A 12,480-nucleotide genomic window follows, 5' to 3' on the forward strand; every position below is an offset into this window, starting at 1 on the left:
TTGCGTTTATAAAGGTAGGAACAACAATGACGCAGTATCATTTTATTTCAGGCTTGCCCCGCTCCGGCTCCACGCTGCTGGCCGGTTTATTAAGACAAAATCCCGCCTATCACGCCGCCATGAGTAGCCCGGTGGCCCCACTGATGGCCGGATGTTTGGAGCAAATCGGTGCCGGCAGTGAATTCGCTCCTTTTTTTAGCGAGCAAAAACGCCGCGCCCTGTGCCAAAGCCTGGTGAATAGTTACTACAGCGAACACGTCGATAAGCAGGTGATCTTCGATACCAATCGTATCTGGACGGCACGCATGCATCAGCTGGTAGAACTGTTTGACGATTTTAAGGTGATCTGCTGTGTTCGCAACCCTGCCTGGGTGATGGACAGCTTTGAGTGCATCTATCGTAAAAACCCCTTTGACTACAGTCGCATGTATTCCCCGCAAAGCCGGCAAACCGTGTATACCCGCTGCGAGTCCATGGCCCATCATCAGGGGGTGTTCGGCAGTGCCTGGACGGCCTTGAAAGAGGCCTACTATGGTGAATATTCGCAGCGCTTGTTGCTAGTGGACTACGACTTACTCACCCAGCATCCGGCGCGCACCATGGAGCTGCTCTACCAGTTTTTAGACTTGCCGACGTTCGATCACGACTTTAATCATGTGGAATATGAAGAAGGTGAATTCGACAGCAATATTGGCGTCAAGGGCCTGCATACGGTCAAAAAAGAAGTCAAATTCACCCTAAGGCGCAGCATTCTTCCGCCCGAGTTATTCAACAAATACAGTGACATGGCATTTTGGCAAGACACGTCGGGCACACAAGCCAGTCTTATCTGCGCCACAGCCCCCCAAGGAGACACCTATGCATCATTTTAAACTCAATAAGGCCGCCGCCTTGCTGATGCCCTTGGGCTTGAGCGCACTCCCCGCCTTAGCCGGGGCCTACGGCGGTTATATTCGTACGCAACAACAGCGGCACACGCCACCGGTATCAAAAACGCATGGTCTGAATGACGATAACGCCTTATTGATCAACACCATGCAGGGCAAACAAAAGCCGGCGACACCAACGACCTTAAAGCTGCAAAAAGGCATCCTCCTTCCCGAGCCCAGTGCACAGCCCTCCTACGCCAAGGTCGAGCTAGAAAAAGGAACAATTAGCCATGAGGTGATGATCATTGACGCCTCGCTGACCGACAAGTCCACCTTTTACAAGGCCCTCAAACCGGGCATAGAAGTGATCGAAATTGATGATCAGACGCCGATTTTTGCCCAGCTCAATCTCAAGCTGGCTGCCTATAACAACCTGGACGTCTTGCATTGGGTAAGCCATGGCTCACAGGGAAGCATTCATGTTGGCCAACAACAAATCAGTGCCGCCAGCCTCAATGATTATGTGGCCGATATCAAACGCCTCGGCGCAAAACTGAGCGCCGGCGCCGACATTCGCTTTTATAACTGTAATCTGGCCCAGGCGAACAAGGTATTGAATTTATAGAACTCCTCAGCGCCCAGACCGGTGCCGACATCGCAGCATCAAATGACCTAACCGGAGCCAGCGATAAGGGTGGCGACTGGCAACTGGAAATCGTTCAGGGCGATATCGACAGCGAATCGCCCTTTGATGCCCTGACTCTGCAGGATTTTAGTGATGTGCTGGCAACCTATGATGCGGACAGCTTTTGCCCTAATGTCGACCCTGATGACTCCGAGTGCAATAAGCCGGCTCTCTCCAGTAATGGTAACCTGGCAGCCACGGGGTCGGGACCTTATATCAACCAGTTTGGCGCAACCAAGTCCCTTTATTCCCCTTCCAACCCGGCATTGGCAACGGCCTACATAGAATTTACCAAGGCCGCCAGTTACACCAACTTTGACCTGGATAACCTGACCTTGGAGGTAGATGGCACCTGCGATGTAGTGGTGACCAATAACGCTGGCAATACCCTGTTCTCGGGCAATATCTCCACCGGTGTGGTGCCAATCACACTCTCTGGTAACACAAGCAATCTGACTTCTTTTAGAGTCACCAGCAGCAATTGCTCAAACAATACCAATTATCTGGGGGTGTATGCGTTCAATACTACGCCCTCCAATAGCGCGCCAAGCATCGCCAACCTAAATGGCGATAGCCTCAATACTTTTTCAGGCAGTACGGTACTCTTGGATCAGGGCACTAATGCCACGGTCAGCGACAGTGACAGTGCGGATTTTAATGGCGGCAACCTTACTGCCACCATTACCTCGGGTGAAGATGCCGCCGAAGATCTGCTCAGTGTCGATACCTCGGGCGCAGTATCCCTGTCGGGCACAACGGCGGGCAGTAACCTGTCGGTGTCGGGAACGGTGATCGGCACGCTCGCGAATAATATCGCCGCCGGCAACGACTTTGTCACCAACTTCAACGCCAACGCCACCCCGGCTAGAGTACAAACCCTGTTACGGGCCCTCAACTATGAAAATACCGACTCAGTCAGCCCCACCACGGGAGCTCGAAATGTACGTGTGACGATCAATGACGGCGATGGTGGCACCTCGGCGAACCAGGATATAACCGTTACCGTATTAGCGGCAAATAGCGATGGTAATTTAAGCGCCGCGACTGGCGTCATTGAACCGGTCGCCCTGTCCAGCACGGTCGACACCAGCGGCGAAGCGGCTAACCTCTTTGACTTTACCTTAAGTGATGGCGGCAGTGGCGATAACCTGGCCATGGCTGTGTCGGCTATCCGGGTGCATGTCATGGGCACATCCACCGACAATGATCGCGCTAAAGTGACCTGGCGATTAAATGGGCCCGATGCCCCCAATGTTTCCGGCGTATACAATGCCGCTACGGATGTGATTACCTTCCCCGGTTTGAGCATTTCCATCGCCGATGGCGGCAGTGAAGTCTATACCATCAACGGTTATTTCAATGACAATACTAACCTGGTGGAAAAGCGGAACTATGTGCTCACTATCGATGGCGATACCGATGTCACCTTAGGTGCCGGTACACGCATGGGGGTAACCAGCCCAATCAACAATGGTACCGGGTCACCCATAGAGGTCTCGGCCACCCGGCTGCGCTTCAGTACTCAGCCGTCGGGCAGTGTCTCGGGCAGTGCGCTTATGACACAGCCCGTTGTGACAGCCACCGACGCATTTGGAAATACGGATACCGACTTTAGTGAAACCATTACCCTGAGCGAAGGCTCGGCCGGTGTACTCACTAATGCCAGCGCCAGCGCCAGCAGTGGTATCGCTACCTTCAGTGGCCTGACCTATACCGCCACCGCCGACCAGCAAGCCTTTACGTTAACGGCCAATGACCAAGACGGCGTTGGCAGTGACCTGCCCAGTGTCAACGCCAATGCCGTTACTGCTGATGTGGTGGCCACTAAACTGGTGTTTAGTACCGAGCCCGCCCCCACCTCAATACCCGCATGGCAAAGCACCAGTTTTACCACTGTGCCCGTGGTGCAGGCGGTGGATGCAATTAACGTGGTGGATCAGGGCTATAGCACCGACATCACGCTCAGTGAGGTCAATGGCCCAGGCACCGCCATAATGACGGCAACTGGCGATAACGATGGCAATGGCAGCACGGTTTCCCTCACCCCGAGCTCAGGGACGGCCACCTTCACCTCTTTGCAATTAACCTACAGCCCCGCCGGAGCGGATTCGGAGGTCTTTAACCTGCAGGCCTCATCGGGGGGCTTGGCCAGTGCCAACAGCACCGCGCTCACCGCCTTGGATACCATACCGCCGCGAGTCACCGGTATTGCACTTGTTGGTACTCCCCCGGCTAATGCCACGCAAATCAGCTACCTAGTAAACTTTGACAGTCACGTCCAAAATATTTCCAGCGATGATTTCGCCCTGACCACCCTCAGTGGCGATGCCAGCGGCTCCGTGGCCATGGTGTCGGCATCAAGTGGTAGCAGCGTTACGGTTACGGTCAACAATATGGCGGGCAGTGGCACTTTACGCTTGGACCTGAAAGCCAATACAGATATAACCGATGATTTGGGCAATGGGAATGGCAACAACGGTTATACCCCGGCCTTTACCGGGGGCGAGGTGCATCAGCTTGACCTAGCTGGGCCCACCATCAACACCCTGAGTATTGCCGATACCGCGCATAAGGTCGGTGATACGGTCAGCGTCAGTATTAACGCCTCCGAACCCGGCGCCAGCCTGGTTTCGGGTACGGTGAACGGCTATGCCCTAAGCGGCTTTAGCGATTTAGGCGGGGGTAACTACAGCGCCGAGTTTACTGTTGTTGATGGCGGTCAGGATATTGCCGCCTCTGCCGACGTGCCCGTAAATCTGGTGCTGGCCGACGGCTTAAATAACCAAAGCAGCTATACCACCCCAATCAGCCAGGCCAATGATGCCATTTATGCCAACCTGCCAGCCATTAGCCTAAGCAGCGATACCAACAGTATAGATGAGGCCGGGGGCGTGGCGCAGTTGACCGCCACTATAGGCAATAGCCTGAATAATCAGTGGCCGGAAGATATTGTCGTCTCCTTAAGTTACAGCGGCACCGCGGCTGTGGACACGGATTACAGTCGCTCGCCGAGTATCACCATTGGAGCCTTAACAAGCTCGGCAGATATCGCCATTACCGCCATCGACGATGCCATCACCGAGGACGAAGAAACCATTATTGTCGATATCGCCTCCGTCGGTGGCGGGGGCGTTGAGGACGCAACGCAACAAGCTACCATCATCATTATGGATGACGACAACAGGGCTCCGAGCATAAACGGCGTACCAGCACCTGAAGTGATCGCAGGCCAAAACTACAGCTTTACGCCACAAGCAACTGACCCCGACAATGACATTCTCACTTTTGCTATTACCAACAAGCCAGGATGGGCAAGTTTTGATACGGGCACAGGCGCCCTGTCTGGAGTGCCAACCGAAAGCGATGTGGACAGCTATGGCAACATTCAAATAATGGTTAGTGATGGTGAACTAAGTGACCAACTGCCGGCCTTTAGCATTAATGTCTTAACTGCAAATACAGCACCTGTCATCAATACCACCAGCCTGAGCACCGAAGAAGACACCACGCTCACGATGGAGCTTGATATTAGTGATGAAACTCCCGAAGCCATAGAATTAAGCGTCAGTACCGAGCCCGCACACGGCCAGATCACCATTAATGGCATAACGCTCAGCTATACGCCGGATGCCAATTTTAATGGCCAGGACAGTGTCACCCTGATCGCCAGTGACGGTCAGCTGCAAAGTCAGCCAACCAGCATACTGATCACTGTCACTGGCGAAAATGATGCGCCCGTGGCCGAAGATGACGTTATTTCCTTGGCCCGCGCCGAATCCGGAAGTTATTTCCTCGATGTATTGGCTAATGACAGCGACCCGGATAGCGAGGATCAACTGACCATCACCTCGGCCAATGCCGAACTCGGCGAGGTCAGCATCAATGATAACGGCCTGCTTTACACCCCAATCGCCGGGCTCAATGAAACCGTCACCCTGAACTATCGCGTGGTCGACAAAGCCGGGGCGGCAGACAGCGCCACGGTGCGCTTTACCCTCTCGGGAGAGTTACCAGCGGATACGCCGCAACTAACGGTGCCCGCCGATGTGGAGACCAATGCCACCGGTCTCTATACCAAGGTGAATCTAGGCATTGCCACGGCGGTGGACAGCACGGGGCAGTCAATTCCGGTCCAGCTGCTTGAGAACCCGATGTATTTTACCTCCGGTGAGCACAAGGTGTATTGGCAAGTCACGGACAGTGAGGGCCGCAGCGCCCTGGCCGCCCAGCATATTCGAGTCCATCCGCAGATCAGTTTTGCCGCCGACAGCACCGCCAGCGAGGGCGGCAGCCATAAGGTTCATGCCTATCTGAGCGGCTCTGCGCCCAGTTACCCCCTGGTGATCCCTTATAGCGTCGGTGGTAGCAGTGACAACAGCGATCATTCCCTGATCGATGGCGAGCTGGTATTTCATTCCGAGCACAGCACCCTGAGCATGGATATTTACGATGACAACCTGGATGAAGGCGATGAAACCATCATTATCAGCCTTTCAGAGCAAAGTAACCTTGGTGCCCGCGGTGAACACAGGGTCACCATCAGCGAAGCCAATCTTGCCCCTGGGGTCACCATAAAGGCGCAGCAAGGGCAGCAAGCCCGCACCCTGTATCGCCAGGATGAGGATATTCAGTTACATGCTCAGGTGACAGATGCCAATCACGACGATAGTCATACCTACTCCTGGCAGGTGGAGCCGGCTCTGACCCTGAGCGATGCCCATAGCGCCGAGGTGACCCTGGCCGCCAACAACCTTGTCGAAGGGGTGTATAAAATCACGGTGACGGTTAGTGACAATGGCAGTCCAGCCTTGAGCACCACAGTACTGGGGCAACTGGATATTCGCGCAACTGTGCCGCCACTCGATGAGGGCGACAGCGATGGGGATTTACTGCCGGATCAGGAGGAAGGTTTTATCGACCTCGATGGCGATGGCGTCAGTGACCACCTCGATGCCCTGACGCCATGTCATCTAATGGCGGCGGTGGCGGGTCAGGAGCAAGACTTTATCCTCGCCAGCGAGCCGGGAACCTGTCTGCATACTAGCCCCTATGCCGACAGTGCCCAGGCCGGTGCTCGGTTAAACCCAGAAGCTCTCAGCCCGGACCCAGATGGGCGTCATGTAGGTACCCTCTATGGCGTAGTGGTGTCTGCATTAGCCACGCAGGGCAGCAGTGTCCAATTGGTCTTGCCCCAGCATCAGCCGGTGCCGGGCAATGCCCAGTACCGCAAATTCGTCTCCTCGCAATGGCAGGACTTACACCTCGATGAGCGCAATGCGGTGGCCTCGGCCTTAGGGAGTCGCGGTTATTGTCCGGCGCCAGGCAGCGAGCAATGGCAAGCCGGGCTTAACCTTGGCCACTGGTGCGTGCAACTCACCCTTGAAGACGGGGGCGCCAACGACGGTGACGGCATGGTTAACGGCTATATAGACGACCCCGGGGTGATAGCCCTGAGCGTACAGGGTAACCAAGCACCGGTAGCCAATGATGATGCCTATCGGGTACCGCAAGACAGCGATACGTCATTGAATGTACTGAGTAACGACACCGATGCCGATGGCGACGAACTGCAACTACTCAATGTGGAAAGCACTCTGGGTCAGGCGGAGATCCTCGATAATCAGATACTCTATCGCACTCCAAGTCAGTACCTGGGCATGGATACCCTGCTCTACAGCATTGCAGACAGCCAAGGCAATACACACAGCGCCAAGGTACAGGTGAACATAGCCGCCAATCAGGCGCCAATTGCCAATGATGACGAGGCCGAAACCTGGTATCGCACCACGGTGACCCTGGATGTGCTTAGCAACGACAGCGATCCGGAAGGGCGCGCCATCAGGGTGGTCGAGGCCAGCAGCGAACAGGGCGAGGTCAGCATCAATGCCGACTACAGCCTGAGCTTTACGCCTATGGATCAATTTAGTGGCACCGCCACCGTCGACTATGTGATTGCCGATGAATTTGGCGCCCAAGCAGCGGCCAAGGTCATGGTGAAGGTGGCCGAGCCACAACCGCCCGTCGAGCCGCCCAAGCGCAAGCTTAGTAGCGGCACGGTCAATCTTTATTGGCTGCTGTTACTAGCTGGACTGCTGGCCACTCGCCGCACTAAACGCAGTTGAGCCCTGGTGCCCCGCCTAACCGCGGGGCCCGAATAAGTCTCTACTGACGTTGACGTTGCTGTATGTATAGCAGGGCAAAGAAAAACGCACTGCCAAGGGCCGCGGTGATCACCCCTATGGGCAACTCCTGATTGGTCAAGGTGGTCCGAGCCAAGACATCCACCCAGAGCATAAACAAGCCTCCGCAAATAAAGCTCAGCGGATAGACTTGGGTGCTGCTAAAGCGCCCGCTAAGACGCACCAGATGGGGGATCATCAAACCGACAAAACCGATACCGCCGCAGACACTCACCAGCACGGCGGTGATTAATGCGCTCAGCAACAACATAATAATCCGCAGCATGGGCACATTCACGCCCAGGGTATGGGCACTTTCATCGCCCAACAATAGGGCGTTTAGGGCACGGCGCAGCACCATCACCAGCGCCAACACCAGCGCCAACAACAGGGCAAGAGGTAACAGCATGGCAAGGTTGGCGCGGGAAAAACTGCCCAAGGTCCAAAACACCACGGCGCTGATCGCCTGCGGATCGCTAAAGTACAGCAGTAAGCTGGTGAGGGCGCTAAAACCAAAGGACAGAGCCACGCCGCACAGCACCATGATGGAGTTTTGCATATAGCGCAGCGATAAGGCCACGGACAGCAACAAGGCGGTGGCCAACATAGCCCCCACAAAGGCACTGAAGGTCAGCATAATACCGGCACTGATCCCAAGCAAGGTCATGGCCACCACCACACCCAAGGCCGCACCGGAGGAGATGCCAAACAAATAGGGATCGGCCAAGGGATTACGGGTTACCGTTTGCAACATGGCGCCGGCCAAGGCTAATCCGGCCCCGGCCATAAAGGCCAAGGCCACCCGCGGCACCCTGAGCTGCCAGATAATCTGCTGCCACAGGGGGTCGCCCTCACCGCCGAGCACCGCCAGTAACTGCGACCAGCTGATATTAACTGCGCCCAGTTTCAGGGCCCACAAAGCGCTCAGCGGCACAATAAAGATGAGCGCGGCGATAACGAAATTACGCTGCCTGTTCATGACTTCTGACGCCCATATCTGTTGTGCCTGTCACTGTAGTAATAATGCACCAGAGGCCAGTGCTCGGGGTTTTGCGGATGGACACCAACCTGAGTACAGACGCCGAACACCTCGCTCAATAATGACTCGGTGATCACCGTTTTCGACGTGCCATTGGCAACAAGCTGGCCACCATTGAGGACCAGCAGCTTGTCACACATGGCGGCTGCGAGATTTAAATCATGGAACGAGGCCAATACGGTTAAATTTAATGAGCGCACCAGCTCCATCAGTTCGATTTGGTATTTGATGTCTAAATGACTGGTGGGCTCGTCCATTATCAACAATTTGGGCTGCTGTACCAAGGCCCGGGCAATATGCACCCGTTGCTGCTCACCACCGGACAGCTGGGCTAGCAGTTTGTGCTGCTGCGTCGCCAACCCCACATCGGCAATGGCCTGCTGGACCCGCGCCTGTGCTTCAGCGCCCGGCCCCTGCCAAGGTGCCAGTGCGGGCAACAGACCCAAGGCGACTACCTCGAGCACAGTCAGTGACATATCGCTTGGCGCTTGCTGCAACACCACGGCGATATCCTGCGCTAAGGCACGCGGTGCCATGTCTTGAATGCAGCGACCATTGAGGCGTATGGCATCCTTGGCACTGGCGTAATAGCGATAAATACAGCGTAATAAGGTCGATTTGCCGGCGCCATTGGGGCCAAGTAAGCCAATAAACTCGCCTTGCTGCAAGGTAAAACTGATGCCATCGAGCACCTGCCGCCCCTGCAAACGACACAGCAACTGCTCCACGGTCAGTAAAGAATGATCAGACACAACACCCACTTAGGTAAACTGGCAAAGCGACTATTATGAGATCATTGCCAGATAAAGTAAATTTTGTCTATCCAGACGTCCGTTCTAGCTGTGTATGTTGGCGCTGTAACCATTTAAACAAGGCGCCCAAACCAACCAGGGCCAAGCCAAGACCGATAAAGGATAAGGCCCGCAATAGTCCGGTTAGATTAGCCATATCGACCAGAAACACCTTGGCGATCACCAGGGCTAATAAGGCCACACCCACACGCTGAAGGCTCAACTTGTTAAGCGTCAGACTCACGGCTACTAAGGCGGCGCCGAGCAGTAACCAGATCACCGAATAGCTATAGAGCTCCGCATCTTCGACGCCAGCAGAGAGCTGGATAAAAGGCCCCTGCCAATATTGCCGCACCAGGGCATTAATAAAGACGAACAAGTACAGACCCGCAGCGCCTAACAACACTCGGCTTAAGCTGGCTTGAGTAGGTGGCAACAGATAACTCAGCCACAATCCAACCGCAGCGGGCAGGAAGTAATACAGCCAGGCGTAACTGGTAAGCAGCGACTCGCCCATGGGCACGGCACTGAGCCAAGGGTTGTACTCAAGCCATAACTGGCTCTGCAACAGTGCCGCAACAGCCAACAGGATACAGCCAGCTATGGTATAAAACTGCGCCATGGTTTGCGCCGCCCTGGCACGATACAGATAGACGCTACCTAACAGTCCCCAGTTGATGCTGAGCACCAGTTTCTCGATTAACGACAGATTGTTTAAATCAATGCTATGACCCACCAGAGCATAACTGGTCAGTGTGCTTACCCACAGCGCCAGCACATGCAAAATAACCCCAAGCAACCAGGGCCTTAGGCTTTCACTGGCAAAGAAGCGATAGCTGATGGCGAACAAGGCGGCCACACTTGGGTATAGCCACAAGGAAGGCTCACTCAGCTCGGCGCCAAGCGGGGGCTCAATAAACAACAGGGTTAAGCGCGCCGCCACCAGGGTGACCAAGGCTTTAAGCAGCCAGGATGGGATGGGCTGCGCAAAGCGCTTGCTCAGATAACTCATCAACACCACCTGAAGCGCCAGTGCCAGGGTCAAGGCGTGGGTGCCGAGCACCAGGGTCGCCGCAAACGCCAGATGAGCATTGATGGCGCACCAGTAAATCATCTGCTGCAGGGTATTGCGAGTACGGTTGGCAAGAAACACCAAAAAGGCGCCGGCCAGCAGCAGCTCGAACACCCAGAACCATTTCACGTCATCCAGCCAGGCCTGTGGCAAGACCAAATAAGCCAATACCAGGGGCACCAACACGGCACCTCCGGCAATAAAGCTAAAACCCATATGCTGAGGTGAACGACTGGCAAAGACCGAGCCAAAGGCTAAAAACGCCACCATGGCGATTTGTGCCTGCCCCAGCGCGCCATGAAACATCAACAGACCATCATGGTTCAAATCGACCCCGACCGGATAAGGCTGATCCAAGAGCAGCGCCAACAACACAGCACTGAGAACCGGCCAAAGCTGCCAGCGGGTATTCAGCAAGGCCGCCACCGCAAACAGGGCGCTTAGCAGCCAAAACTGCATACTTAATACACTCATGTCCTGGCCACTTGAGAAGATCAGGGTGGCGCCAAAGATCGCCAGCAACAAGATATGATCCGGCTTTTGCAGCACCAGGGATTTAAATGACCAAACCCTGTGTTCAAGTTGCGACAACAAGAAACCCAGGCGTGGGATCATGATCAACAGCACCACGCTGATGGGTACAAAAACAACCATGGCCATGGCATGCTCACGAGGAATATCCAGGGCGATAAACAATAGCCACAATAGATGGAGCGCCCAGATGCTGTACCACAGCCACATGCGCCTGACCTTGCGCACCACAAAGGTTAAATTCAGGGTCAGCACAGTTAAATAAATGACCAGTTCCAGGTAATTAGCCGCACCGGTCGACACCCACAGCGGCACACTGTAGGCACCCAACATGCCGACCACGGCCAACAGCGGGCCATAACGCAGCGCCGTCCAACTGGCCGCCACCGACACCAGAGTCAACATCACAAAGGCGCTGCCCGGTGAAAGCAGCTTATAGCTCACCAGCGCCAGGGCGGTCAGCGCAAATAAACTGATATAGCCACCCGCTGCCAGCGCCGCCGGCACATAGGCAATCATGGCGTATTGCGCCTCGCTGTCGCGATAGAATTTACGGTGCACATACTCGGCGCCGACCAGTAACAGCACGCCAAAGGCGGCACCTAATACCAGGCGCGCGGTAACCGACAACAGACCCGCTTCAAGGGAATAAGAAACAAAGAAAATACCACCGAAGGCCAGCGCCAGGGCGCCAATCCAGACCATCCAGTGCTCTTTAAACTGGGCGCTAAAACGCTGCCATAAACTGGGGGTGGCCGGACCCGCCGGCAGGGTTGGAGCCGCTATTTCGGGTGCAGGAGACATACCTTGAGAAGTAGGAGCCGAAGGCGCGACCGTCTTTTTTGTTGAGGACTCGGTCGAAGACGTTGTCGAAGACTTTGTCACAGACGTTGTCAATGACTCAGCTTTAGCGCTTACGGTCGCGCTTGCAGCCGCACTTGCAGCCGCACTTGCAGTTGCAGCGCTGCTTCGAGCCGTTGCAACCGAGTCGGGTGATGCCTGAGGTGCAGCTTCCTTGCCACCGACGGCGGCCGCACCTGGGGCGGATTTTAGTTGCTGTTGTAGTTGCGCCAGTTGACGCCTGAGCTCACCTATTTGTGTGAGCGCGATTAACCCGCACACACTGCCGATCACTACAACCAGCATCAGCAAGCCTATAAAAGCGATCATTGTATCCATGGCCTAGCCTTAAGTTATTGACTAGTTTAACTATACTCACAAAAACGAAAAAGAAAAGCTCGCCGCGCCAGGCCTTATTTTTAGCTACATTCGGCTCTTTACTCTGGTCGTTGCCTGGGCATTGGCCGGATCATC

5 protein-coding genes and 1 pseudogene are annotated in these 12,480 nt (G+C 55.1%); 3 read left to right on the forward strand and 3 right to left on the reverse strand.

The window, feature by feature from the left end; translation table 11 throughout:
* Positions 1–26: 26 nt before the first annotated feature.
* From C2M36_RS15315 to C2M36_RS15325, 3 genes and pseudogenes are all read left to right on the forward strand, one after another.
* Positions 27–872: a sulfotransferase family protein gene (locus tag C2M36_RS15315; protein ID WP_105255645.1), complete on the forward strand. Its 846-nt coding sequence runs from the start codon at positions 27–29 to the stop codon at positions 870–872.
* Between the two features lie 295 nt (positions 873–1,167).
* Positions 1,168–1,595: pseudogene (locus tag C2M36_RS17215) on the forward strand (DUF4347 domain-containing protein); the annotation flags it as partial.
* Positions 1,596–1,649: 54 nt separating this feature from the next.
* Positions 1,650–7,676 carry an Ig-like domain-containing protein gene (locus C2M36_RS15325; protein ID WP_105255647.1) on the forward strand — a complete coding sequence of 2,009 codons (6,027 nt, stop codon included), beginning with the start codon at positions 1,650–1,652 and terminating at the stop codon, positions 7,674–7,676.
* A 40-nt stretch (positions 7,677–7,716) separates the two neighbouring features.
* On the opposite strand, the gene C2M36_RS15330 is transcribed toward C2M36_RS15325, so the two are convergent.
* The 3 genes from C2M36_RS15330 to C2M36_RS15340 all read right to left on the reverse strand — a co-directional run bounded on the left by C2M36_RS15330 (position 7,717) and on the right by C2M36_RS15340 (position 12,345).
* Positions 7,717–8,712: a FecCD family ABC transporter permease gene (locus tag C2M36_RS15330; protein ID WP_105255648.1), complete on the reverse strand. Its 996-nt coding sequence runs from the start codon at positions 8,710–8,712 to the stop codon at positions 7,717–7,719.
* Positions 8,709–9,524 (reverse strand): ABC transporter ATP-binding protein, encoded by an 816-nt coding sequence (locus C2M36_RS15335; RefSeq protein ID WP_234399190.1) that lies wholly within the window; start codon positions 9,522–9,524, stop codon positions 8,709–8,711. Before C2M36_RS15335 ends, C2M36_RS15330 begins: the two co-directional genes overlap by 4 nt.
* 67 nt (positions 9,525–9,591) lie before the next feature.
* Positions 9,592–12,345 carry a DUF2339 domain-containing protein gene (locus C2M36_RS15340; protein WP_105255650.1) on the reverse strand — a complete coding sequence of 918 codons (2,754 nt, stop codon included), beginning with the start codon at positions 12,343–12,345 and terminating at the stop codon, positions 9,592–9,594.
* Positions 12,346–12,480 lie beyond the last annotated feature (135 nt).

Source organism: Pseudoalteromonas sp. T1lg75, assembly GCF_002964705.1.
GTDB lineage: Bacteria > Pseudomonadota > Gammaproteobacteria > Enterobacterales > Alteromonadaceae > Pseudoalteromonas.